This window comes from Streptomyces sp. NPDC094032, assembly GCF_040303965.1.
In the GTDB taxonomy this organism is placed as follows: domain Bacteria; phylum Actinomycetota; class Actinomycetes; order Streptomycetales; family Streptomycetaceae; genus Streptomyces.
The window spans coordinates 611,028-634,621 of record NZ_JBEOUE010000001.1 but is presented as its reverse complement, the minus strand read 5'-3'; the positions used below and the strand labels follow the sequence as shown (position 1 = coordinate 634,621).

General features: G+C 70.9%; 19 protein-coding genes and 1 pseudogene. 11 read left to right on the top strand and 9 right to left on the bottom strand.

The window, feature by feature from the left end; translation table 11 throughout:
• Positions 1-71: 71 nt before the first annotated feature.
• Entirely contained in the window at positions 72-1,508 is a 1,437-nt protein-coding gene (locus tag ABTZ54_RS02505; RefSeq protein ID WP_351656138.1) for an amidase, read from the bottom strand.
• 167 nt (positions 1,509-1,675) lie between these two features.
• Between ABTZ54_RS02505 and ABTZ54_RS02500 the strand changes: the two genes are divergently transcribed.
• The 4 genes from ABTZ54_RS02500 to ABTZ54_RS02485 all read left to right on the top strand — a co-directional run bounded on the left by ABTZ54_RS02500 (position 1,676) and on the right by ABTZ54_RS02485 (position 5,749).
• Positions 1,676-2,224 carry an NUDIX hydrolase gene (locus tag ABTZ54_RS02500; RefSeq protein ID WP_351656133.1) on the top strand — a complete coding sequence of 183 codons (549 nt, stop codon included), beginning with the start codon at positions 1,676-1,678 and terminating at the stop codon, positions 2,222-2,224.
• Positions 2,225-3,443: 1,219 nt separating this feature from the next.
• Positions 3,444-3,983: an ArsR/SmtB family transcription factor gene (locus tag ABTZ54_RS02495; protein WP_351656126.1), complete on the top strand. Its 540-nt coding sequence runs from the start codon at positions 3,444-3,446 to the stop codon at positions 3,981-3,983.
• Complete coding sequence (locus ABTZ54_RS02490) at positions 3,980-5,209, top strand: MFS transporter (protein ID WP_351656120.1); 1,230 nt, start codon at positions 3,980-3,982, stop codon at positions 5,207-5,209. Before ABTZ54_RS02495 ends, ABTZ54_RS02490 begins: the two co-directional genes overlap by 4 nt.
• A gap of 129 nt (positions 5,210-5,338) precedes the next feature.
• On the top strand, positions 5,339-5,749 hold the full coding sequence (locus ABTZ54_RS02485) for a PPOX class F420-dependent oxidoreductase (protein WP_351656114.1): 411 nt from the start codon (positions 5,339-5,341) through the stop codon (positions 5,747-5,749).
• Between the two features lie 355 nt (positions 5,750-6,104).
• On the opposite strand, the gene ABTZ54_RS02480 is transcribed toward ABTZ54_RS02485, so the two are convergent.
• Positions 6,105-7,286, bottom strand: coding sequence for a glycosyltransferase family 2 protein (locus ABTZ54_RS02480; RefSeq protein WP_351656108.1), 1,182 nt, complete (start codon positions 7,284-7,286; stop codon positions 6,105-6,107).
• A 475-nt stretch (positions 7,287-7,761) separates the two neighbouring features.
• Positions 7,762-7,860 (bottom strand): annotated as a pseudogene (locus ABTZ54_RS35660) (IS6 family transposase); the annotation flags it as partial.
• A 157-nt stretch (positions 7,861-8,017) separates the two neighbouring features.
• Here ABTZ54_RS35660 and ABTZ54_RS02470 point away from each other — a divergent pair.
• Together ABTZ54_RS02470 and ABTZ54_RS02465 are read left to right on the top strand one after the other, a co-directional pair.
• Entirely contained in the window at positions 8,018-8,938 is a 921-nt protein-coding gene (locus tag ABTZ54_RS02470) for an LLM class F420-dependent oxidoreductase (protein ID WP_351656103.1), read from the top strand.
• A gap of 292 nt (positions 8,939-9,230) precedes the next feature.
• Positions 9,231-10,355, top strand: coding sequence for a Gfo/Idh/MocA family protein (locus ABTZ54_RS02465; protein WP_351656098.1), 1,125 nt, complete (start codon positions 9,231-9,233; stop codon positions 10,353-10,355).
• A 21-nt stretch (positions 10,356-10,376) separates the two neighbouring features.
• On the opposite strand, the gene ABTZ54_RS02460 is transcribed toward ABTZ54_RS02465, so the two are convergent.
• The 6 genes from ABTZ54_RS02460 to ABTZ54_RS02435 all read right to left on the bottom strand — a co-directional run bounded on the left by ABTZ54_RS02460 (position 10,377) and on the right by ABTZ54_RS02435 (position 17,787).
• Positions 10,377-11,348, bottom strand: a complete 972-nt coding sequence (locus ABTZ54_RS02460; RefSeq protein WP_351656094.1) for a phosphotransferase — start codon at positions 11,346-11,348, stop codon at positions 10,377-10,379.
• A gap of 48 nt (positions 11,349-11,396) precedes the next feature.
• Positions 11,397-12,281 (bottom strand): aminoglycoside phosphotransferase family protein, encoded by an 885-nt coding sequence (locus ABTZ54_RS02455; RefSeq protein WP_351656091.1) that lies wholly within the window; start codon positions 12,279-12,281, stop codon positions 11,397-11,399.
• Positions 12,282-12,303: 22 nt separating this feature from the next.
• Positions 12,304-13,362 carry a Gfo/Idh/MocA family protein gene (locus tag ABTZ54_RS02450; RefSeq protein ID WP_351656088.1) on the bottom strand — a complete coding sequence of 353 codons (1,059 nt, stop codon included), beginning with the start codon at positions 13,360-13,362 and terminating at the stop codon, positions 12,304-12,306.
• Entirely contained in the window at positions 13,359-14,477 is a 1,119-nt protein-coding gene (locus tag ABTZ54_RS02445; RefSeq protein ID WP_351656084.1) for a DegT/DnrJ/EryC1/StrS family aminotransferase, read from the bottom strand. The genes ABTZ54_RS02450 and ABTZ54_RS02445 overlap by 4 nt, the downstream gene beginning before the upstream one ends.
• 148 nt (positions 14,478-14,625) lie before the next feature.
• Entirely contained in the window at positions 14,626-15,519 is an 894-nt protein-coding gene (locus ABTZ54_RS02440; RefSeq protein ID WP_351656078.1) for a glycosyltransferase family 2 protein, read from the bottom strand.
• Between the two features lie 882 nt (positions 15,520-16,401).
• Positions 16,402-17,787 carry a pyridoxal phosphate-dependent decarboxylase family protein gene (locus ABTZ54_RS02435; protein WP_351656073.1) on the bottom strand — a complete coding sequence of 462 codons (1,386 nt, stop codon included), beginning with the start codon at positions 17,785-17,787 and terminating at the stop codon, positions 16,402-16,404.
• A 257-nt stretch (positions 17,788-18,044) separates the two neighbouring features.
• Here ABTZ54_RS02435 and ABTZ54_RS02430 point away from each other — a divergent pair, with 257 nt between their 5' ends.
• From ABTZ54_RS02430 to ABTZ54_RS02410, 5 genes are read left to right on the top strand one after another with little or no spacing between them, the layout of a single operon-like run.
• A complete protein-coding gene (locus tag ABTZ54_RS02430; RefSeq protein ID WP_351656067.1) occupies positions 18,045-19,166 on the top strand; it encodes an aminotransferase class I/II-fold pyridoxal phosphate-dependent enzyme in 1,122 nt (373 codons plus the stop codon).
• The gene (locus ABTZ54_RS02425; protein WP_351656062.1) at positions 19,163-20,014 is read left to right on the top strand and encodes an acetoacetate decarboxylase family protein; all 852 of its coding nucleotides are present in this window, start codon (positions 19,163-19,165) and stop codon (positions 20,012-20,014) included. Before ABTZ54_RS02430 ends, ABTZ54_RS02425 begins: the two co-directional genes overlap by 4 nt.
• Positions 19,980-21,698, top strand: coding sequence for a thiamine pyrophosphate-binding protein (locus tag ABTZ54_RS02420; protein WP_351656056.1), 1,719 nt, complete (start codon positions 19,980-19,982; stop codon positions 21,696-21,698). Before ABTZ54_RS02425 ends, ABTZ54_RS02420 begins: the two co-directional genes overlap by 35 nt.
• 48 nt (positions 21,699-21,746) lie before the next feature.
• Entirely contained in the window at positions 21,747-22,820 is a 1,074-nt protein-coding gene (locus ABTZ54_RS02415; RefSeq protein ID WP_351656052.1) for a PLP-dependent cysteine synthase family protein, read from the top strand.
• Positions 22,817-23,593, top strand: a complete 777-nt coding sequence (locus ABTZ54_RS02410; RefSeq protein WP_351656049.1) for an SDR family NAD(P)-dependent oxidoreductase — start codon at positions 22,817-22,819, stop codon at positions 23,591-23,593. The genes ABTZ54_RS02415 and ABTZ54_RS02410 overlap by 4 nt, the downstream gene beginning before the upstream one ends.
• The last annotated feature ends 1 nt before the right edge of the window (position 23,594 follow it).

The following is a 23,594-nucleotide window of genomic DNA, read 5'->3' as shown; positions in this document are numbered from 1 at the left end:
GCCGAAGGTAGGTTGGTCCAGACCATTCGTCAACAGGCCTGTCGAAGTGGGCAGTTGAGGCTTCTCGGCCGCTACAGATCCTGGATGCGCCGGAACGGGCGGTCCGCCTCCAGCTCGAAGGCGAGTTCGAGCAGGGTGCGTTCGGCGCCCGGGCGGCCCGAGAACATGACACCGACGGGCAGTCCGGCCCCCGTCGCGGCGGTCGCCGCGGCGGCCGTCGCGCCGACCGGGAGCGAGAGCGACGGCGTGCCCACGACGTTGTCGACCGGGGTGAACGCCACGTACGCGAGGATCCGTTCGATCAACGTCCCGTACGGAACGGCCGGGCTGAGGTGGCCGATCGGCGGCGTGGTGTGGGCGAGCACGGGCGTGAGGACGAGGTCGAGCCCGCGGAACGCCGCCGCGTACGCCTCCCTCGTACGCCTCAGGCGTCGCAGTACGCCCGGCGTGCGCCGCCACTCCTTCACGTACGCCTCACGCAGGCCCCGGCTCAGGCCGTCCATGCGGTGGCGGTCGAAGCCGGTGCCCAGGGTCCGGCCGGTGACGCCGAGGAGGAACGACAGCATCCCCCAGTACGTGAGGAAGTCGTCGGTGAAGCGGGGGTCGATCCTCAGCTCCACCGGCCGCACCGCGTGGCCGAGCCGTTCGAGCCGCGCCACCGTCTCCAGGACCGCCGCGCGGGTGTCGCCGTCGGCGTGGACGCCGTTCGGCGAGTCCACCAGGAAGCCGATGCGCAGCCGGCGCTCGGCGGGGCCCTCGACCAGGCCCACGGGCGGCAGTTCGGGGTTCCGCCAGTGGGTCTCGGCGGCGGCGAGGAACGCGGCCGTGTCCCGTACGGAGCGGCTCAGGACGCCGTCGGAGACGATGTCCAGGGGCAGTTGGCGGCTCTGGGCGTTCGTCACGACGCGCCCGCGGGTCGGCTTGAGTCCGACGAGGCCGCAGCAGGCGGCGGGGATACGGATCGACCCGCCGCCGTCGTTGGCGTGCGCGATCGGGACCGCGCCCGAGGCCACGAGGGCCGCGCTGCCGCCCGACGAACCACCCGCCGAGAAGCCCGTGTTCCACGGGTTGCGGACCGGCTCGGCACCCTCGTACTCCGTACTCGGACTGAACCCGAACTCGGGCAGCCTGGTCTTGCCGAGCACCGTGACGCCGCTGCTCAGGAACTGCCGGGTGAACGGCGCGTGCCGCCGGGCGGGCCGCGGCGCGAAGGCCGCGCTGCCGTGCCCGGTGGGCAGGCCCAGATAGTCGGTGTTGTCCTTCACGAAGGCGGGCACCCCGGCGAGCGCGCCGCCGCCCGACGCCGAGGGCACGGGGTCCTCGACGCGCACCTGGACCGCGTTCAGCCGCGCCTCGACCGCCCGCACGCGCTCCGCCGCGTCCCGGGCGGCCTCCGCCGCACCGACCTCCCCGCGCCGGATCGCCGCCGCGAGCCCGACGGCGTCGTGCTCCCCCAGCGCGTCGTCCCGGAAGGCGTGCACCGTGGCCCGTTCCTCGAAAGCCGTCACCGTCGTCTCAGCCCCTGCCCGCCGTAAGGATGTTGAGGCTCATCATGACTTACCGCCGAGTAACAGGCGAGGGCCCGAGGCTGAAGCTGAGGCTGCGCGAGGGATGGAGTGGGTACGCCCCTCTCACTCGTCGGATACGCCCAGGCCGCCTCAGAAGGGAACCCCTCATGTCCCACCCCTCCGGACCACGCCACACCGAGCCGCTCGACGTACATCTGATGGCCCTCCGGGAAGGCGCGGCGGGCGACGAGGTGCTGCTGTCCCGGCGGGCCGGCGGGGTGTACGCGGCGGGGATGTGGCACCTCCCGTCCGGGCACCTCGACGGGCCGCACGAGGACGTCGTCACCGCCGTCGTCCGCGAGGCGCGCGAGGAGACGGGCCTCGTGGTCGATCCGGCGGACGTACGCGCGGCCTTCACCGTGCACCACCGGGCACCGTCCGGGAGTGCCCGGGTCGGCTTCTTCTTCGAGGTCCGCCGCTGGCGGGGCACACCACGGATCAGGGAGCCGGAGGTGTGCGACGGCATGGCCTGGTTCCCGCTCGACGCCCTGCCGCAACCGATCGTCGCGTACTGCCGAGCGGGCCTCCACGCCTACCGGTCGGGAACCCGGATCGCGGTCCACTTCCAGGAGCCGGGCGACCCCGTCGCGTACGACCCGCGGGTGGACCGGGTGCGTCTGGTGCCGGGCGAGGGAGGGGGGCCGGGGCTTCGGTGAGGGGCGGGCCTGCGCGGCTTCGCCAGGGTGAACGGCGTGCGCGTACTGCTGGTCGAGGATGACGAGAACCTTCGGTCCGGTGTGGCCGCCGCCCTGCGGGCGGCGGGGCTCGCCGTCGACGAGGTGCCCGATCTGCCGCAGGCGGACGAGGCGCTGTTCGTCACCGCGTACGACTGCGGTGTTCGACCGGATGCTTCTCCGCGTGGACGCCGACGCCCCGGACCGGCTGACCGTCCAGCACGCGTCCGCCGAGCCCTGCCTGGACATGAGCCCCGCCGTGGTCATTGAGGCAGGCCGGGGGGCGGTGCGCGTGGACGACACGCCCGCGTGGGACCGGCGTACGCGGGACGGCGGGCCGGTGCGGGTGTTCGCGCAGCCCTTCTGTGCGCCCGAAGCGGCCGCCGACGAGGGCCCGCAGGGCGTTCTCGTCGCCGTGGCCGACGCGGCCGGCCCGTGCGCCGAGCACAAGCGGCTGGTGTGGATCGTGACGGGCGGCTGCGCGGTGCTGGTGCTGCTGTTGGCGGCCGTCGGGCATCTCCTGTCGGGCTGGCAGTACGGCCCGCGCTCGACGTGCTGGGCCGGCGGGAGGCGTTCCTCGCGGACGCGGCGCGCGATCTGCGTACCCCGGCGGCCTCGCTCCGGACGCTCGCCGAGACGGCGCTGCGCGGCGAGACGGGCAGCGCGGAGGTGCACCGGCGCACCCTGCGCCTGGCGGAGGGCATGGGCCGACTGGTCGACAGCCTGCCGACCCGGGCCCGGCCGTACCGGCACGTCAGCCGCTGCGGCTCGACCAGTTGGTGGAGGCGGTCGTCGACGAGACACCGCGCGCGGACCATCGCGTACGGGTCGAGGCCGAGGAGACGGTCGTGGTGGCCGACCCCGATCGTGCTGGTCACAGTGGCCGGGGACGGCACGCTGAGGGTCGAGGACGCGGGTCCCGGACTGCCTCCGGAGGTCGCGGGCGCGCTTCGGTTCGAGCGCTTCCGCAGCGGTTCCGGGTCCACGGGTCTCGGGTTGTCCATCGCGGCCCGGGAGCCCAGGCGCACGCGGGGACGCTCACGCGGAACGGGGCAGGTCCGGCGGGCCGGACGGACGGACCGGTGCGCGCTTCGTCCTGCGGCTGCCCACGTCGCGCTGAGCCACCGGACTCTCGATCGAGATCCCCGTGCCTGCGGATAACCCCTTGCCTAATGGTCAAGAAACGTTGACCATTGCTCGCATGCCAACCGACGATCTTCCCGAGACGTTTCACGTCACCACGGACGAGCAGCTTCGCGCCGTCTCCAATCTGACGCGCCACCGGATCATGGCCGTGCTCCGCTTCGAGCCGGCGACCATCACGCAGATCGCCGAGCGGGTGGGCCTCGCGAAGGGGAGTTCCAGCTATCACGTGCGGCTCCTTGAGCGGGCCGGCCTGGTGAAGGTGGTGCGGACGCGGAAGGTGCGGGGGGTCACCGAGCGGTACTACGCGATGGCCGCGCGGTCGATCGTGCTGCCGGATCCGGGCGAGGGCGGGCCGGATGTGCTGATGCGGCACGCGGTGGCGGACCTAGAGGCGTCGCCGACGGACGGCGAGCGGCACGTGGGGATGGCGCACCTGCGGCTCACCGAGGAGCAGTTCGCGGAGCTGGGGGCGCGGCTTGAGGCGCTGGCGAACGAGTACCGCGAGCTGTCCGATCCCTCGCTGCCGGACGCGTCGCTCGTCTTCGCGCTGTTCCACCCGGCGCCGCGCAGACAGGCCGAGGGGGGCGCCAAGTGACTTCAGCCGTAAAGAAGTTGCCGGTCGGGTTCGGGCGGTTGTGGACCGCTCAGACGGTGTCCTCGCTCGGTGATGGGGTGTCCCATGCCGCGCTGCCGCTGATCGCGCTGACGTTGACACGCGATCCGATGGCGCTCGCCGTCGTCACGGCCGCCGGGACGCTGCCGTGGCTGCTCTTCGGCGTGCTCGGCGGCGCGCTGGTGGACCGCTGGGACCGGCGGCGCACGATGTGGGTCGTGGACGCGGCGCGTGCGGTGCTGCTCGCGATACCGGCGGTGGCGGCCGCGCTCGACGCGCTGAGCATTCCGCTGCTCGCGGCCGTCGCCTTCCTGCTCGGCCTCGGCGGGCTCTTCTTCGACACGGCCGCCACGGCCTATCTGCCGGATCTGCTCGGCCGCGACCCGGCGCTCCTGGAACGGGCCAACTCCCGCCTGCGCGGGGCCCAGACCGCCATGTCCGGCTTCGCGGGACCGCCGACGGGCAGTGCGCTGCTCGCGCTCGGGCGGGCGGTTCCGCTGCTCGCCGACGCCGTGTCGTTCCTGGTCTCCGCCGTGCTCGTACGCTCGCTTCCCGCCATGCCCCGGCCCGCGCCGGAGGCCCGCGAGCCGCTGCTCCGGCAGGCGCGGGCGGGAGCCTCGTACGTCTTCCGGGACCGGCTGCTGCTCGGGCTCGCGCTGCGTCCGGCCGTCGGGAACGTCGCCTTCGTCGCCGTGGAGACCGTTCTCGCGCTCTTCGCGCACGACCGCCTCGGCATCGACACGTACGGCTTCGGCCTGCTCCTCACGGCGGAGGCCACCGGCGGTCTGCTCGGCGCGGCCGTCGCCTCCTCCCTGGGCCGACGACTCGGCACCGGCACCGCGCTGACCTGCACGGCAGCGGTCGAGGGGCTCGCCGTCCTGGGCCTCGCCGCTGCCCCGAACCCGTACGTGGCCGGGCTCGCGCTCGCCGTCTGCGGGGCCGGCATGGGGGCCACGATGGTCCTCGCCCCCTCCCTCCGGCAGGCGATCGTCCCGGCCCACCTCATGGGCCGGGTCGCCTCCACCTCCCGCATGCTGGCCATGTGCGCCGCGCCCGTGGGCGCCTTCGTGGGCGGCTGGCTGGCCACCACGTACGACATCCGCACCCCGCTCTACACCGCCGCCGTCCTCCTCCTCGCGATGACCGCCGTCACGGCGACCATGACCACCAACCGGCGCGTCGAGGCGGCCCTGGCGGCCCGAACGTGAGTGGGCATGGCCCGCCGCTCCGTCACCTAACGGAACAGAACACGCCGCGGTAGTCGGACTGTCCCGTGTACGCGTCGGCGCTGGATATCTCGGTCGACACCGTCTGACGGCCTGGCTAGGGTCGCGGGCGTGACGATCAAGCTGAGCGATGCCGCCCGCAGACTTCTCGACGACGTGAATCCCGCGGTGCTGGCCACCGTGAACCCCGACGGCAGCCCGCAGACCTCGGTGGTCTGGGTCGCCCGGGACGGCGATGACCTGCTGCTCTCCTCGGCCGCCGGCCGCCGCAAGGTCACCAACGTGGAGCGCGACGCGCGGGTCAGCCTGACGGTCTACGACCGGGCCGACCCGCTGCGATACCTGGAGGTACGCGGCACCGCGACGGTGGTCGAGGACCAGGGCCGGAAGCTGGCCGTCGCACTGGCCGAGCAGTACGAGGGGCCCGGCGCGGGCGAGGAGTACCTGGAGCTGCCGCCTGAGGTGGTGCGGGTGGCGGTCAGGATCACCCCGCAGCGGCTGGTCGGCACCTTCGCCGACTGACGGATCGCCGCAAGGCTGGGTTCGCCCGCCGCGGCCGGGGGCTCCTGCTCACCTCGGCCCTCACCGGCCGATCCGGTCCGGTCCGGTCCGGTGGGTCCAGATCGACTCGTACGCGTTGCTCCAGAGGTCCCCGCCCGGGATCGCACATCGCGCGCCAGTCCAGCAGGAGCCAACGGGCGTACACGGCACGTGCGTTGGAGATGTCGTGCCGCCTCGGGTCAAGGCGGGCTCGGGCCTCGGGGTTCAGGCACAGGGCGGGGTCGGTGAGCGGGCGGTACATGTCGTCGCCAGCACTTGCGGGACAGCCCTTAGCACGGCGGCACCGGCCTGTCAGATAGCGGACTGCTGCTAGCTATCAGGCATCATCTGGTTCGCCAACGGCATGGCGTTCGTGGTGCTGACGGGCTTGAGCACCTTGCAGATCTTCCTTCAGTCGAGTGGACCGAAGCCATCCTCGTACGGCGACGATGGCTGGTACCAGGCGACGGGCCGGAGTCGCCACCTGTTCTCGCAGTCCGGAACAGGCGGTGGACGACCCAGGTCCGGGGTGGGCGTCTGGACGGTGGGTACTGAGGCCGCTGACGAGGTGGGCAAGGCGGTAGCCAAGACGCGAAACGGCTCGTTGCCTGGCCAATTTCTCCGGGCCGATGGCGGCCAGTAGGCGGGGAACATGCTGCCGGTATACGGCGCGGTAGGCGCTGCTTCCCAGGTACACCCATGGGAACAAGAAGGGGATGCGGTCGGTGAGGAGGTACTGGTCGAGTGCATCGAGGCAGACTCGGGCGCGGGGTTCGGGTCGGTCCCGGAGCCAGTTCCGGGCGCTTTCCATAGCAGCGACGTGGTCTACCAGCGCGCGTGGAAGCATCGACTGCTGAGTGATGGACAGCTCGCCCCGGTCACGGACCCGCCAGTAGTACACGACATCAGGCAGTACATCGATGCTCGTGGCCAGGAAAGGGACACGGGGCCACACCGCGAGGTCCTCATGGTGAACGCCTTCGGGGAAAGCCAAGCCGGTGCTGTCGAAGAAGGCGCGCCGGAACATCTTGTTCCACACGGCGCAGTCCCCCGCCAGCTGAGGGGTTTCGGTGACGTCGGTTCTCAACCGCCGCCCGACGCCGGCTTTCCAGTCGCCCTGCACAGGGCAGAACCTGCCGGCTGCCAGTCGCACGCACCTGGCAGTGGCCAGCTGCGATCCCGTCGCCTCAAGCGTGGTGATCATATGTTGGTAAGCGTTGGGCGGCACCACGTCATCGCTGTCCACGAACGCCAGATAGCGACCGCTCGGGTCCAGGTGCTGCAGGCCGGTGTTGCGCGCTGCGCCCAGGCCGCGATTGTCCTGGCGCACCAGTCGGAAGCGCCTGTCACGGCTGGCATGAGCTCCGGCGATGTCAGGGCTGGCGTCGGTGGAGCCGTCGTCGACCATGACGCATTCGAAATCGCCGAAGGTCTGCGATGACAGCGAATCGAGGCATTCCTTCAGGTACCGCTCGGTGTTGTAGACCGGCACGACGACAGAAAGCGATGGACTTGGCATGGCTGCGGGAGACCTCCATGGGCGAGTGAGGTGATTCGCCCGGTTTTGATCTTATGAGTCACTGGCGGGCCGTCGAGGACGCCTCACCGCAGCTCGAACGAGCTGAGCTCCCCCGCTCCGCGAGAGGTGCTGATCAGCTCGCCAGTGAGGGTTGACAGGGTTTCAGATTCGTTCGTTCGGCGGTTACCTGGTCGGCGTAGCACTGCTCGTCGAAATCGATCAGACCGAGGAAGCCGAACCGCTTCTGGATGCGCCGGGAGTCGGAGAAGTTGAACTGGCCGGGTCGGACGGGGAAGTCGGCCGCGGAGGTCGCTCGGGACCTGGACGCCCGGGGACGCGCCGCAGACACCACACCGTCGATGCCCGTCACGGGCGAAACAGTGCGGCCGGCGCCAGATGATGCTCGGAGTCGACGATGTACCGGCTGCTGCGCCGCCAGGGTGAGGTCCGTGAACGGCGCCGGCAGGCACTCGGACCCGAACCGGTCACACCAGACCCGGACGGTCTCGTGGGAGACGATGATCCCGCGGGCCAGCAGCAGCTCCTCCACCTCGCGGAAGGAGAGCGGAAAGCGGTGGCGCGCCGCCCCGGCAGTCTTCACGGTCGTTCCCTCCCCCGGGAAGATCAACAAGCCCGGTGATCATCCCGGACCCGAGACACTCCGCTCACTTGACGACACCCCCGGCGGTACCAGCGAGGTTGACGCGGCGTGCGGCATGCAGGATGGACGTATGGACCTTCGAGTCTTCACCGAGCCCCGGCATCGGGCCACCTACGACACCTTGCTCACCGTGGCCAAGGCCACCGAGGACCTCGGCTTCGACGCCTTCTTCCGCTCCGACCACTACCTCCGCATGGGCGGCGCCGACCTGCCCGGACCCACCGACGCCTGGATCACCCTGGCCGGCCTGGCCCGCGAGACCAAGCGCATCCGCCTCGGCACGCTGATGACAGCAGGAACGTTCCGTCTGCCCGGCGTGCTCGCCGTTCAGGTCGCCCAGGTCGACCAGATGTCCGGCGGCCGGGTGGAGCTGGGACTCGGCGCGGGCTGGTTCGAGGAGGAGCACAAGGCGTACGGCATCCCGTTCCCGAAGGAGAGGTGCGCGCGGCTGGAGGAGCAGCTCGCGATCGTCACCGGGCTGTGGGCGACCGCGCCCGGCAAGACCTTCGACTTCCACGGCACGTACTACGACCTGACCGAGTCGCCCGCGCTGCCCAAGCCCGCCCAGGGGAAGCTCCCGGTGCTCGTCGGCGGCCACGGCGCGATCCGTGCCCCGCGGCTGGCCGCGAAGTACGCCGACGAGTTCAACATGCCGTTCGCCTCGGTCGAGGACAGCGAGCGGCAGTTCGGCCGGGTGCGGGCCGCCGCGGAGGAGGCCGGCCGCGGCGCCGAAGCGCTGACGTACTCCAACGCGCTTGAAGTCTGCGTCGGCCGGGACGACCAGGAGGTCGCGCGGCGCGCGGCCGCGATCGGCCGTGACGTCGCCGATCTGAAGGCCAAGGGCCTGGCCGGCTCCCCGGCCGAGGTCGTGGACAAGATCGGCCGGTACGCCGGGATCGGCTCCCGCCGGATCTATCTGCAGATCCTGGACCTCGACGACCTGGACCACCTGGAGCTGATCTCGGCCCAGGTCCAGTCGCAGCTGTCGTAACGCTGCCCCGGTCGTTCCCTCCGTCCCGCACCGGCGGACGGCACCGCGGCCGTCGTCGTGGTGCCGTCGAGCGACGGGCGGGGACCTCTCCTTGAGGAGGAGAGGTCCCCGCTCGCCTCTGGAAGGCCCCGGCCGCGCTTTCGCGTCACACACGGTGACGGTTCCGGGGGCGGGCCGTCGCTGTGCGTGTCACGGTGGAGGGGTCGGGCAGTTCTGCCCGCCCTGAGTCCCGTGGCAGTTCTACCCGTCCCCGGTCCCGTCCCGTCCCGTCCCGTCCCGTGAGGAGTACCCAGTGACAACGCAGCCGTACGCGCCGCCCCAGCCGGTGTACCCACCGCGGGTCGCTGTCATCGGCACCGGATTCATCGTCAACAACAGCCATCTCCCCGGGCTCAGGGCCCATGCAGGGCGCGTCGAACTCGTCGCCGCAGTCGATGTGGACGAGCGCAGACTGGACGCGTTCCGGGCCGCGGCGGGTCCGCGGGTCGCCGGGTTCACCTCGGCCGAGGCCATGCTCGATGTCGTACGCCCCGACCTGGTTCTCATCGGCACCCCACCCGAGCTCCACCGTGAGCAGACCGTGGCCGCGCTCAAGGCGGGCGCCTGGGTGCTGTGCGAGAAGCCGCTGTGTATGTCGCTCGCCGAGTACGACGACATCGCCGCCGCCGAGGAGGCATCCGGCGGCTACGCCTCCGTGGTCTTCCAGCACCGCTACGGTTCCGGTGCCGTCCACGCCCGGGACCTGATCGCGCGCGGCGAGCTGGGTGCCCCGCTGGTGGCGCACTGCCAGACCACCTGGTACGTGCCGTGGCGCGACCGCGGGGTCAGCGAGGGCGGCGGGCCGACCATGGGTCACGGCATCCACCAGTACGACCTGCTGCTGTACCTGCTGGGAGAGTGGGAGGAGGTGCGGGCCATGGCGGCCCGGCTGGTCCACGATTGCGAGAGCGAGGACGTCTCCACCGCCCTGGTCCGCTTCCGGAGCGGCGCGCTCGCCACCGTCGTCAACAGCCTCCTGTCCCCGCACGAGGTCAGCCGCATCCGTGTCGACTGCGCCGACGCCACCCTGGAACTCACCCATCTGTACGGGTACGGCAACGACGACTGGGTCTACACCCCCGCGCCGCACGTCGACCCCGGGCGTGCCGCGGCCTGGCGGACCCCCGCCGCCGACGTGCGCAGCTCGCACACCGCTCAACTCGGAGTCCTCCTCGACGCGTTCGACCGGGGCGAGCGGCCTCCGGGCAGTGGCCCCGAGGCGCGCGCCACCCTGGAGTTCGCCGCCGCCCTGTACAAGGCGGCGTTCACCGGGCGGCCGGTGCGGGCGGGCGAGCTCGTCCCTGGCGACCCCTACTACGAGGCCATGCACGGCGACCACCCCCAGTGGGGGCCTCGTAAAGTTGACCGCGGGGCGTGAGACGATCTTGATGGAGATTGGCTATCGGAGTGAGTCGATGATGGTGTCGCGGGCGGTCCGCTCAGCAAAGAACCGGATCCGCTTGAGGTAGACGTTGTCCGTCGGCATCCTTCCTTCGCCAACGGTCAGGGGCAGGGTGAGCGTGAAGAAGCGGAAGCAGTTCAGCCGCATCGCGTCCACAAGCAGCCGCTCGTCGACCTGGGGCCGGTGCTTGTGGTACCCGTCCAGGAATGCCTGCACGAGATCGAGGCAGAGATCGGTTTCCCCGGTGAAAGAGAGCTGCATGGCAGCGATCGCGACATCGAAGAGCGAAGTGCCGAAATAGGCGTCGTCGAAGTCGATGAATCCGGCGAATGTGCCGTCCTTGATGATCACGTTTCCCGGGAAGAGATCGGCGTGGAGGACACAGAGTGGCAGGCTGTCGTCCGCGAACGGGGCCCGGGCCTCGGCCCAGCCCCTTCGGATCTCCTCCACCAACTCGTCCGCACCTGCCTCGCACAGGGCGTTGTACGACTCACTCACCAGCCCGTCGATGAACTCGACGTCAGCCCGCGGCTTCGAACCTTCCGGTACGAAGCCTTCGAAGGCGTTCTGCATCTGGCCTACTGCCTCGCCGATGGCCACGTTCACGGGTGCCGACAGCGCGTCCTCCTCCAGCGCCTCTCCGTCGAGGAACGTGAACAGGCCGTAGAGGCGGCCGTTCCACTCGCCGCCATAGCCGTGCCCGCCGCGCAGTGGGTGTTGCGCGGGAACGCCACATTCAGCCAGTCGGTGCAGCGCGGACAGTTCGAACTCGATCTCGGCCGGGGAGCGTTCCTCATTGTAGACGCGCAGCAGGTACGGGGCGGCGTCACTGTCGATGCGTATGTTGGTGTTCATCAGGCCGCCTTTGAGCGGGGTCATCGAGATTACTTCGATGCCATACGGGGCGGCCATGTCCCGTGCCTGGTCCAAGGAGAGGGAAAGCGCCTCGTGCAAGCGCAGCTCAGTCATCGCTGTGTCCTTCCCTTGGAGATCGGCAGAGCGGAGCAGTAGACAGGGTCAGTTCGCCGTCAGGACCCGTTCAAGCGTGGCGTAGCCCGCTGGTTCCCAGGCCGGTTTGCCTCCGAGTAGGCCGAGCCTGGCCTTCTGTCCGATTCCGATCAGGTCCAGGGCGCGCAGGACAGCCCAGCCGCGAGCCCGGGTGATGGTGGCTTCGTCGGCGCGTTCATAGGAGTCGAAGAACCGACTCGCCGCGCCGGCAGGCAACAGGATCCAGGCGGCTGAAAGATCGGCCGCGGGATCGCCCGCGCACATCTCGCCGAAGTCGATCACCCCAGCGAGCATCCCGTCCCGGACGACCACGTTTGCCGGATGCAAATCACCATGCAGCCACAGCGGCGGGCCCTGCCAGGCGGACGCCGCGACGGCCTGCTCCCACACCTTCCGCGCAGCGTCAGCGTCCGCGTAGTCGGCAATGACCTCGAACCGATCGTCGACCCGATGCAATGCGGCCGGCGGGATCCCGCGCGTAGGGTTGGTCGGGGCGTCGGCCGGCGCCTGGTGATGCAGCGCTCTCAGGAACCCTGCGAGGATCTCGGCCGCCTCGATACGGGTGATCGGCGCGTGATCGGCCGATTCACCCTCGACCCAGCGTGCGATCGTCCAGGTGAGCTCGAACAGGCTCGAAGGCTTGCCGATGCGGACCGGGGTGGGCGTTGGCAGCGGCAGGCGCTTGGCCAACAGTGGCAGCCACGTGTGCTCCGTGCGCAGGAGAGCCGACGTCTGCTCGGTGCGCGGCAGGCGCACGGCCAGTTCCTCCCCGAGGCGCCACTGCTGATTGTCACAGCCTCCGCTGGCGTCACGCAGCTCGAGGTCCGCGAGATCGGGATGCTGATCCCGCAACAGTGCCCGCACTAGGTCTTGCTCGACCTTCAACTCGTCCATTGTCCGTACGTACCCTTCGCGCTCATGGGGCGGCCGGGATGCGGCTACGCGTGGTGCTGGGCGCAGTGGCGCGGATGATGGCGCCGATGAGGTGCACGATGCGTTCCGCGCGTGGCGCGGAGCACTGCGGTTCGTGGGCCTTGCGGAGCGCGTCGGCGAGGTCCAGAACTCCCAGGCCGCGACTGGAGGGGCCACTGCTCGGGACAGGACTCAGGGGGGTCCAGGTTCGTTGGCCGTAGGGGAGGTACAGCACCTGGCCGTCGTGGGCGTTCGGGTCGGGCAGGACGAGGGTGCCGTCGGTGCCGTGGATCTCCAGATGCGGTGCGCGGGAGCCGGCGGCGTCAAAGCTGGTGATCAGCGTGATGGGCGTCCCGGTGTCGGTGTCGAGCAGAGCAGTCACGTAGGTGGGTGCCTGTGCGGTGAACAGGCGGCCCGCGTGGGGCCCGGAGCCTACGCGCCGATCCGACCGGGTGCGGCAGATAGCGGAGCGGACGTGCAGGGGCCCGAGGAGATAGTCGAGGGCGGTGAGGTAGTAGGGCCCCATGTCGCCGAGCGGGCCGACGTGTTCGGAGTAGAAGGGCTCGGGACTTGGGTGCCACCCTTCGGGGCCGGTGCTGAAGAGGCTGGCCGTGGCGGAGAGGACGTCGCCGACGAGGTTCTGCTTCAGGGCCTCGGAGGCCGTCTGGATGGCGGTTCCGAGCATGGTGTCCGGTGCCACGCCGATCAGCATGTTGGTTCGCTGTGCGAGTTGGAGCAGCGCGGTCGCGTCCTCGGGATCGGTGGTGAACGGCTTCTCGATCCAGACCGCGCGTAGACCTGCGGCTATCGCCTGCCGGGCCAGAGCGGCATGCGTGGACGGCGGCGTGAGGATGAGCGCGAGGTCGAGCGTGGCCGGATCCAGCGCGTGATCGACCGGCACGGCGGTGATGCGATGGCGGTCCGCGAAGGACTGCGCGCGTGCGCCGTCAAGATCAGCGCACACTCCGAGTTCGATGCCATTGGCGGCGGCCAGCGTCTGGGCGTACTCCACCGCGACCATGCCGCAGCCGACGATGCCCGTCCGGACAGGAGAGGTGCTCATCGTGCCTCCTCCAGACTGTGCCCGATGTGGGCAGCCAGTTCGGCCGCCCACCCCTGGTGCTCGGAGGGCGGCAGCCAGGGGATCTGGACGTCGAGGTAGCGGCCCAAGTCGGTCAGGGAATGGGCGGCTTGGACAGGCCAGGTGGAGGCGGTGTGCAGGGCGCCGGGGCCGGGCCACCAAGCGCGGTATCCGCCGCGGACCAGCGCGCCGAAGAGTTGCTCGGCTGTTGCGGCGCTGCGCAGGCGCATGCCGACATGGGAGCCGTTGCCGATCGCTGTGGTCTGGTCGGGAACGAGCGTGAGGGCGGGCTGCGTAGCCAGGGCCTCCATGACCTGCTGCTGGAGTTCCCGCAGATTGCTGACGAGGCTGTGCAGGAAGTCGAGTTGGGGGATGGCCACTCCGGCGGCCAGTTTCGTCATGCGCGCTGTCCACCGCCACATGGCGTGCGGGCTCGGCTCCCGGGTGTCGCATCCTACGGCCCGCATCAGTGCCATCGTGTCGGCGTCGTCACCGACAATGGCGCCTCCCTCACCGGAAGCGATGAGCTTGAAGGTCTGGGTGGAAAAGGTGGCCAGAGTGCCCCAGCCGCCGGCTGGCCGTCCCTCGACGTAGACGCCCCAGGCTTGGGCGCAGTCCTCGATGAGGGCGATGTTCCGTTCTTTGAGGTGACGGGCGATATCCCCGGTGCCGGGGGCCGGGCGGCCGCGGAGATGGGCGATGATCACGGCACGGGTGGTCGTGGTGATCAGCGGCGCGATCTGGTCCCAGGTGGGTGTCAGGGTGTCGGTGACCGGTGCCACGCGGACGGTGGCACCGAGTATGTCGGCGGCGGCGCCGACGGAGACCCAGCTGACCTCCGGGATGATCACTTCGTGTCCGTGGCCGATGCCCAGGCCGCGCAGGGCCAGGCGCAGGGCGGAGGAGCCGGAGTCGACGGCCAGGGCATGGGCGCGTCCGGTGAGGTCTGCTACCCGGTGTTCGAAGTCGCGCAGGAGTTTTCCGTCGAACGTGGCGATCTCTCCTGAGAGTATCCCGTTGCTGATGATCGCGTTCTGCTGCTCGACGGTGAGATGACTGTACTGATAGATCGGTAGGGTCTGTGTGCTTTGTCGCATGACCGTGCATCCCTTCGTGTCAGAAGGAGTTGGATGCGAGCGGCGTAGGTGCGCTCGGGGTGGTCCAGCCCGTACCAGCCGTGGAGGCGGTGGTCTTCCCGGACGCGGCGAAGCCGTCAAGGAGAACGGCGAAGGGCACGCGTGGTGGTTATCCCTCGCGCGACAAGACTGCGTGAGCGCCGTCATCGGTGTACACGTACGGTCGCCAGGCTGTAACGATGCCGCGGGCCTCGCTGGGCCAGGTGGAGGGCATCCGGTGCAGACTCACGCGGCGGAAGGCCAACCTTGGATCACTGACGTTGATCACGCCGTTGTGCTGACCGACGTGGGCCAGCAGGCGGCTGGCCTCGCTTCGTACAGCAGGGCTCTGTTCCTGCCACGTGCCGGTCGAGAAGTGCTGGACCCGTCGGCGGAGGTCGTCCAGGACGCCGGAGTGCCACTTGAAATGGTGCACCACGCAGATATGGTCCGCATCGGGCTGGTGGCCGAAGGCGCAGTGATTGCCTGAGGCGACGGAGACGTCGTGGCGGACGAGGACGCTCTTTCGGGGGTCGCCGTGCAGGAGTCGGTGAGTGAGGTGGCCGCCGAGTGGATAGGCGAGGTCCAGGCCACCGTCGGACGGCCAGTCGACGAGGTGCCCGCCGGCGGCGACGCGGTCGAGCATCAGCCCGCCCACCGTGCGGTGCCCGGACTTCTCGGCCTGCGCGATGACCTCGGTGAGTGGGGCGTGGTACTGCTGGAACTCGTCGGCGTCCGCGAGCAGGTGCCAGCCGGGCCCGGCCGTCCGGCGGAGAGAGTCGCGGATCTGGGTGTTGGTGTGCTCGTGCCACGGTCCGGTGCTTGTGCGAGTGGGGATGACGCCCAACTCGCGGCTGGTGGCCTGGAGTTCGTGCCGACGCCGATCGGTGACGTGCTCGGGGAAGTAGAAGGCGATCAGGAACCGCTCGACGCCCAGGTGCTGGTAGTGGCGGACCCAAGCGGCCAACAGCGAAGGTTCGACCGGGCCGACGACGGCGATCAGGGTGGGATGCGTGCTTGGCATCGTGACTCCTTAGCCGTGAACTAGGTGAAGCACTGGTGAAGCACTGCGAGGAAGCCGGCTGCCCGGCCGCGGTGTGCGTCTCCAGCAGGCCGGGAGCCTCGGATCCGGGCCGTTCGGGTGGCTGGCTGAACGGTGTGCAGGGCCTCGGCCAAGGCGTCAGGGGTCGTGCCCGCGGGGAAGGGTCAGGTCCCAGGGCCGGCTGCGAAGGCGATGGTGGGGCGGTGAGTGCCACATCGTGGTCGGAGACGATGAGGGGGACGCCGAGACGGGGCGGCGTCCCTCATGAGCCCGGATTCCTTGCTGGCTCCGGGGTGCCGAGTGACCAGGCAGCGCTGTAGATCGACCGTAGCACCCTCTCGGCGACCGGGCATGGTGTGCGGGCGGACGTGAGCCAGGGGCCGTCCGCGGACCCGTACGGACTCGTCGAGTGGGGCCTCCCGGGCGGGGAGATCTGGCCGCCACCGTGGCGCGATACGGGACCTTCACCCGTGCGCGATCGTCACTCCGGCATGCGTCCTGTGGAGAGGAGCCCTGAGTCGATGTGAGCACCGAGACGGTAACCACAGGTCTTGAGTGGACTGAACTGGATCATGGATCAGCAGGCTGTCGACACACTTCTCGCAACCGCACCGGTCTCCGGCAGGGCCGATCAGGTGGCTGCCGCACGTTCAGGTCGTTGCCCAGGGCATATGCGGATAGGTTTCAACTCATGACTGAGCTGAACACACCGGCTCACGTGCACGAGATCTCGGCAGACCGTTTTCCGCGGCGACGCTGCGGCAGCAGGCAGCGGGAACGATCAGCGAGGACGGCCTCGGCGCCGAGCACGCACCGTCCCTCTTCGAGCGGGTGCTTGCTCCCTCCTGCCGGTCGGGTCCCCGACTAGGCCATCGTGTCCAGGACTTCGAGCAGCTGTTCCCGGGTCGTCCGCGGATTGACCAGGGCGAAACGCGCCGTCGGTGTGCCGTGGTGCGCGCTGGGCGCGACGAAGGCGAGCTGATCATGGAGCAGTCGCTGCGACCAGGCGGCGTAGTCGGCCGCGTCCCAGCCCGCGCGCCGGAAGACGACCACGGACAGCTCGGGTTCCCGTACCAGGGACAGGTACGGGCGCGCGGAGATCTCGTCCGCGATCTCCCGGGTGAGGCGCAGGGACTGGCTGATGGCCGCGCGGTACGCGCCTGCGCCGTGGGTGGCGAGGGAGAACCACATCGGCAGCCCGCGGGCCCTGCGGGTGAGATGGAGGGCGTAGTCCCGGGGGTTCCAGCTCTCGGTGTCGTCCAGGATGCGCAGGAACTCGGCCTGCTGCGTGTGGGCTTCCCGGGCCCGCTGCGGGTGCCGGTAGAGCAGCGCGCAGGCGTCGAAGGGTGCGAACAGCCATTTGTGGGGATCGACCGTCAGGGAGTCGGCGGACCCGACCCCGTCGAACAGGTCGCGGCGTTCGGGTACGAGCATCGCCGCCAGTCCGTACGCCCCGTCGATGTGCAGCCAGAAGTCGTGGTCGGCGCGCAGCCGGGCCAGGGACGCGAAGTCGTCCACGCCGCCGAAGTTGGTCGTGCCCGCGCTGGCGACGACAGCGAACACCTCCTCCCCGTACCGGTCGAGGAAGGGCCGGACCGCGTCGCCGGTCAGTTTGCCGTCCGCGTCGGCCGGGACCACGGTCGCCTCCACGTCCATGACCCTGGCGGCGATCGGCATCGACGAATGGGCCTCGGAGCTGTAGAGGATCCGCCAGCGGCGCGGCAGCGGCCGCCCCCGCTCGGTCCGCTCCCGCTTGGCGTGCTCGCGGGCCGTGACGAGCGCCGAGAGGTTGCCCAGCGTGCCGCCCTGCACGAACACGCCCGCCGCGCTGTCGGGGAGCCCGAACTCCCGGGCCAGGAAGGCCAGGACCTCGTTCTCCGCGTGGACGACCCCGGAGCCCTCCAGCCAGGAGGTGCCGTACACGCACGAGGCCGAGAGCGCGAGGTCGAAGGCGGTGGCGGCCTTGGTCGGCGCCGCCGGGATGAAGGACAGGTACTGCGGGTGGTCGACCGTGATGCAGGAGGGAGCGAGGACCCGCTCGAACAGCGACAGGGCGTGCTCGGCACCCATGCCGTCCTCGGTGATGGTGCCCGCCGCCCGTTCCCGCAATTCCGCCGCGGTGAGCGGCCGGCCGAGATCCGCTCCTCCGTCGAGAATGCGTCCGCGCCCGTATTCCAGGACGCGGTCGACGATGTCCTCGGTCTCCTTCGAGATCTCGTGCATGCGGGCCGGCGTGTTCAGCTCCGTCATGGGTCAACTCCAGATTCGGCGCCAGCGGACATCGAACTCGCCGTGTTCACCGGTCTGTTCGACCACAGCGTGGAATCTACCCCTCCCTCTCCCCGGAACTCGGTTCCCGGCACCGGGAAGTCACCTGATCAGACCCGCGTGGAGGGGGGTGCGCTTGCGGGAGGCCGCTCCGTCTCGTAGACGTTGTTCGAGGCTCGCCCTCAGCCCTTCGGCGCGCGCCCCGGTCAACCGAAACCATCCATCCCCTTGGAGAATTCGTGTTCCAGCAAGAGAATCTCACCCAGTTCGAATCCCTCGCGGTCGACTCGAAGGTCAATCTCTCGGACGGCCACGCCCGGCAGACGCCGACGCGAACACAGCAGGAGATCATCGACTCCTTCCCGGAGATATTCGCCCGCTCGGCCCGGGTGTCGCGGGCCGTGCTCCGGCGGGAGGCCCACCGCGAGTTCTTCCGGGCGCTCGGTCAGCACGCGTACCCGAAGGATCCCGCGCGGATCCTGGACTGCTACGCCTCCTCGGTGGCCATGGACGTCCTGGCCCGGGCCCTCGCCGAGGACATGCGGCCCGTGGCGCTCGTGCACCCGACCTTCGACAACATCCCCGACCTCCTGCGCGGATTCCGGCTCCGGCTGCTCCCCGTGGAGGAGCACGTGCTGCACGAGGGCGACCTGGCGCTCGCGGTGCCGCGGGAGGCCGGCTGCCTGTTCATCACCACCCCGAACAACCCGACCGGGCGGGTCCTCGGCGCCGACCGGCTCCGCCTCGCCGCCCGGATCTGCACCGAGCGGGACATGGTGCTGGCCCTGGACACCTCGTTCCGCGGCTTCGACATCCGCGCCCAGTACGACCACTACGCCGTCCTGGAGGAGTCCGGCTGCCGCTACGTCGTCATCGAGGACACCGGCAAGCTGTGGCCGACCCAGGATCTGAAGCTGGGCTTCCTCGCCTTCGGCGCCGAAGTCGCGCTTCCGCTCCAACGCATCCACTCCGAGATCCTGTTGGAGGTCTCGCCCTTCCTCCTGGCCCTCGTGCAGGCGCTGGCCCACGACGCCGCCCACGGCGGTCTGGCCGAGCTCCACGAGCACATCGCCGCCAACCGGCTGGAGGTGCGCGACACGCTCGGCGACGTGCCGAGGGTGGCCTTCCCCGACGCGGACAGCCAGGTCAGCGTCGAGCGTGTGCACCTCCCGGGCCTGGACTGCCACGAGCTCTGGCAGCGGCTGCGCCTCCACGGCGTCGAGGTGTTGCCGTGCCATCAGTTCCACTGGGCCGACCACCAGCAGGGTGCGTCCCATCTGCGGCTCGCCCTGGGGCGGGACCGCGACACGGTCGCCGCCGGTGTCGCGCGGCTGCGCGAGCTGCTCCTGGAGCTCGGATGACCACCGGCCTCGGCGCGTCGCGCCTCGCCGGCTACACGCTGCCGCTGTCGCCCTCCGGCCGGGCCGCGATGGTCACCCCGCCGCCCTGGCACTTCTCCGGCACGTTCATCTGGGTCGACTACACCGTCGACCCGGAACGCGCGGCGCGGTTCCTGCCGCCCGGTATGGAGCTCTCCGAGACGGGCGCCGCGGCGGCGGCCTTCAGCTCCTGGCAGTGGTGCGGCGACGGGGGCGCCGAGCTGGAGGAGCCGGCCCACTCGCAGTTCAGCGAGTTCATGGTGCTGCTCTCCGTCACCTACCGCGGGCGGCCGGCGGCGCGGTGCCCGTACGCGTGGGTGGACCACGCGGTCCCGATGATCCGCGGCTGGATCCAGGGCATGCCGAAGCAGTTCGGGAGCGTCCACATGACGCGGACCGTCTCCGCCGGACTCGCCGGACCACGGCGGCGGCCGGGCAGCGTCTACCGGGGTTCGCTGGCCGTGCACGACCACCGCGTCGCCGACGTACGGGTGAGCCTGACGGGTCCGGCGGACGAGCCACCCGCCCTGAACAGCGTGCCCCTGGTCCACACCCGGGTCTTCCCGCCCTGGATCCCCCAGGCCCCGGGGGTGTACGAGACGGTGGCCTCGGACGTCACGGGTGCGGAGTACTCCGCCGTCTGGACGGGCGCGGCCGAGCTCCGCTTCAGCCCGCAGCTGCTCGACGACCCCGACTTCGGCGCCCTGGCGCCGGTCGGCATCGGCCCGGGCTACGTCTTCGAATACGGCGAGACCCTCCTCGGGGGCCTCGACGCCGACACCTGGGAGCATCCCCATGAGCGGAACAGGCCTGCGCAGCAAGACCGGTGAGCGGACGGGCGGCGGGGTGACTGGCGCCTCGTTCCTCCCGCCCTCCGACGAGGCCGGCACGGGGTCCGGCGTCGGCACACCGCTCCGCCACGGCGGAGACCTCGTGATCGAGTGCCTCCAGGCCCTCGGGGCCACCCATCTGTTCGGCCTCCCCGGGCAGCACGCCCTTCCCCTGTTCGACGCCCTCCACCGCTCGGACCTCGTCTACGTCGGAGCGCGGACCGAGAACAACGCGGCCTTCGCCGCCGACGCCTTCGCGCGCCGTACGGGTTCGGTGGCCCCGTTGCTCGTTTCGACCGGGCCCGGCGCTCTCATGACGCTGCCCGCGCTCCAGGAGGCGGCGTCCGCGTCCGCACCGGTCCTCGGGATCAGCAGCCAGGTGCCGTCCGACGGCCTCGACGGGCGGACCCGGGGCTACTGGCATCAACTCACGGATCAGAAGGCCTCGTTCCGGGACATCGTCAAGTCCGTGCACCTCGTGCGCTCGGCCGCCCAGATCCCCTCGGCCCTCGCCGCGGCCTGGGAGGCGGCGCTGACCCCGCCGTGGGGGCCCACCTGGGTGGAGATCCCGGTCGACGTGCTCACGGAGCGGACGGACGTCCCCTTCGTGAGCGCGCTCCCGGCCGTGCCCCGCCGTCCCGCGCCCCGGCCCGAGCTGGTGGCCGAGGCGGCGCGTCTGCTCGGCGGCGCCCGCAGGCCGGTCGTCCTCGCCGGTGGCGGAGTCGTCCGCGCGGGCGCCCACCAGGCCCTGCGGGAACTGGCCGAACGGATCGACGCGCCCGTGGCGACCACCTACGGCGGCAAGGGCGCCTTCCCCTGGGCGCATCCGCTGTCCCTGCGGTCGCACATGGAGGACCCGCACGTCAAGGAGTTCCTGGAGAGCGCGGACGTCCTGCTCGTGGTCGGTTCCGGCCTGAGCCAGGACGCAACCCAGCACTTCGCCTTCGCGCCGCGCGGCCGGCTCGTCCACATCGACGCCGACCTCGACGTACTGGGCGTCAACTACCCGGCGCTCGCCCTGCACGCGGACGCGCGTACGGCCCTGGAGATGCTGGTGGCCGCCACCCCGCCCCGTATCGACGCGGGCGCTGCCCAGGCGGCGGCCGAGGTACGGATCTCCGTGGACCGGAGACTCGACGAGCAGGGGCTGGGCATGGAGCGCGGCCTGCTCGACGCGATCCGCGGGGCGCTCCCGGCGGAGAGCCCCAGCTTCTGGGACATGACGATCATGGGGTACTGGGCCCAGGCGGCGTTCGACCCGCGCGGCCCCGGCACCATGCACTCGGCCCAGGGCGCCTGTGGCCTCGGCTACGCGTTCCCCGCCGCGCTCGGTGCCGCCGTGGCGGACGGCACGGTGCCGGTCCTCGCGGTCAGCGGCGACGGCGGCGCGATGTACTCGCTGGCCGAACTCGGCACGGCCGCGCAGCACCGGCTGAACGTCACGTGGCTCATCGTCGACGACGGCGGTTACGGCATCCTGCGGCAGTACACGGCCGACGGCTACGGGCGGGCCATGCCGGCCCACGACCTCGCGCAGCCCGATTTCGTGGCGCTCGCCGGCGCGTTCGGCGTCGACGCCCTCGTCACCGACCCCGACCGGCTCCGGGCCGACCTGACCGCCGCGCTGCGTTCCCCCGGCCCCAGCGTGCTCGTCCTGCACGCGCGTCCGCGCATGTTCGCCTGACCGAGCCGCCCCCGCGTCGCGGGTACGGGCAGCAGTTGGAGACCCGACATGATCTACGAGAACGCGCTCGAACTGCTCGGCGGCACCCCGGTGCTCCGGGTGCGCCATGTCCTCCCCGACCCGAGGAGCCGGCTCTACGTCAAGATGGAGGGCTTCAACCCCTCGGGCAGCGTCAAGGACCGGGCGGCGTTCCACATGGTGGAGGAGGCCGAGCGGCGCGGGGAGCTGCGTCCCGGTGCGACGATCGTCGAGTCCACGTCCGGCAACCTCGGCAAGGCCCTCGCCCTGATCGGAGCGGTGAAGGGGTACCGGGTCATCCTGGTGGTGGATCCCAAGACCACGCCGTCGGCGCTGTCGTACGCCGTGAGCCTGGGTGCCGAGATCGACGTGGTGCGCGAGCCGAACAGCGCGGGAAGCTACCAGGAGGCGCGCTTCGACCGGGTGCGCGAGCTCCTCGCGGCGATCCCCGGCTCCTACCGGCCCGACCAGTGCGTCAACCCGGACAACCCCGGGGCCCACGCCCTGCACACGGCGCGGGAGATCATCGACGACTTCCCGCAGCTCGACGCCCTGGTGGTGGCGGTCGGCACGGGCGGGCACATCAGCGGCACCAGCTCCACCCTCCGCCGGCACTTCCCCCGTCTGCATGTGCGGGCGGTCGACTCCTTCGGCTCGTCCGCCCTCGGCTTCCCCTTCGCGCCCTACCGGGTGCGCGGCATCGGCAACAGCTGGGTTCCCGGCAATCTGCATACGGAGTTCCTCGACTCGCTGCACCTCGTCGACGATGTCGAGGCCCTGTCGATGTGCCGCGTCATGGCGTCCGAGGAGGGGCTGCTGCTCGGCGAGTCCGGAGGCGCCGTCCTCTTCGCCGCGCTGGCCTACGCGACCGCCCATCCCACCGAGACGGTCCTCGCCATCGCCCCCGACCGGGGCGACAACTACCTCGCCGAGTCCTACGACGACGACTGGCTGCGCGCGGAGGGCGTGGCACCCGAGGAGCTGTGGCGCACGCGGGCGGAGGCACTGCGCCACGCCCGCGCGCCCGGCAACCCGCCCGCTCCCATCACCCACGCACCGGCGCACGCACCGGCGCCTGCCCCAACGGTCTGGAGCCTGTCATGACAACAGCATTCCCCCCCGACCTGTTCTCCCTGAAGGGTCAGGTCGCCGTGGTCACCGGCGGCAACGGCGGACTCGGGCTCGCGATGGCCCGCGCCCTCCAGGACGCCGGTGCCACGGTCGTGGTCACCGGACGCGACCCGGGCAAGAACGCCGCCGTCGCGGACGAGTTCGAGGTCAGACCGCTCGACGTCACGGACAGCCCGGCCGTCACCCGCTTCTTCGCCGACCTCGGGCGCGACCGCGACGTGCACATCCTGGTCAACAACGCCGGCATCTTTCTCGACGACCCCGTGAGCGCGGGCGATCTCTCCGCCTGGGAGCGGATGATCGACGTCAATCTCACCGGGCCGCTGCGCTGCGCCCGCGAGGCCGCCGGGCACATGCGCAGGGCGGGCCGCGGAAAGATCATCAACATCGGATCGATGTACTCGGTGCTCGGGCATCCGCGCTCGGCCGGATACACGGCGACCAAGGCGGGCCTGGTCGGGCTCACCCGTTCGCTGGCCACGGAGCTCGGCGGTCACAACATCCAGGCGAACGCCATCCTGCCGGGCTGGTTCCCCACCGACGGCAACGGCGACCTGCCCCGCAGGCCCGAGGGCGAGGAGATCCGGCGCCGGACCCCGGCCGGCCGCTGGGGCCAGGTCTCGGACCTCGCGGGGGTCACCGTGTTCCTCGCCTCCCGGGCCTCGGACTTCGTCACCGGGGCGGCCGTCCCGGTCGACGGCGGCTATCTGGTCAACGACCGGTTCCTCGACGAGGGCCCCGTCTGAG

Excerpts from the sequence above, each read along its gene's own strand:
- ABTZ54_RS02435 (WP_351656073.1), bottom strand. The coding sequence starts at position 17,787 with ATGACGGAGCTGAACACGCCGGCCCGCATGCACGAGATCTCGAAGGAG.
- ABTZ54_RS02415 (WP_351656052.1), top strand. The coding sequence starts at position 21,747 with ATGATCTACGAGAACGCGCTCGAACTGCTCGGCGGCACCCCGGTGCTC.
- ABTZ54_RS02455 (WP_351656091.1), bottom strand. The coding sequence starts at position 12,281 with ATGGACGAGTTGAAGGTCGAGCAAGACCTAGTGCGGGCACTGTTGCGG.
- ABTZ54_RS02420 (WP_351656056.1), top strand. The coding sequence starts at position 19,980 with ATGAGCGGAACAGGCCTGCGCAGCAAGACCGGTGAGCGGACGGGCGGC.
- ABTZ54_RS02495 (WP_351656126.1), top strand. The coding sequence starts at position 3,444 with ATGCCAACCGACGATCTTCCCGAGACGTTTCACGTCACCACGGACGAG.
- ABTZ54_RS02425 (WP_351656062.1), top strand. The coding sequence starts at position 19,163 with ATGACCACCGGCCTCGGCGCGTCGCGCCTCGCCGGCTACACGCTGCCG.
- ABTZ54_RS02440 (WP_351656078.1), bottom strand. The coding sequence starts at position 15,519 with ATGCCAAGCACGCATCCCACCCTGATCGCCGTCGTCGGCCCGGTCGAA.
- ABTZ54_RS02480 (WP_351656108.1), bottom strand. The coding sequence starts at position 7,286 with ATGCCAAGTCCATCGCTTTCTGTCGTCGTGCCGGTCTACAACACCGAG.
- ABTZ54_RS02470 (WP_351656103.1), top strand. The coding sequence starts at position 8,018 with ATGGACCTTCGAGTCTTCACCGAGCCCCGGCATCGGGCCACCTACGAC.
- ABTZ54_RS02445 (WP_351656084.1), bottom strand. The coding sequence starts at position 14,477 with ATGCGACAAAGCACACAGACCCTACCGATCTATCAGTACAGTCATCTC.
- ABTZ54_RS02460 (WP_351656094.1), bottom strand. The coding sequence starts at position 11,348 with ATGACTGAGCTGCGCTTGCACGAGGCGCTTTCCCTCTCCTTGGACCAG.
- ABTZ54_RS02410 (WP_351656049.1), top strand. The coding sequence starts at position 22,817 with ATGACAACAGCATTCCCCCCCGACCTGTTCTCCCTGAAGGGTCAGGTC.
- ABTZ54_RS02450 (WP_351656088.1), bottom strand. The coding sequence starts at position 13,362 with ATGAGCACCTCTCCTGTCCGGACGGGCATCGTCGGCTGCGGCATGGTC.
- ABTZ54_RS02500 (WP_351656133.1), top strand. The coding sequence starts at position 1,676 with ATGTCCCACCCCTCCGGACCACGCCACACCGAGCCGCTCGACGTACAT.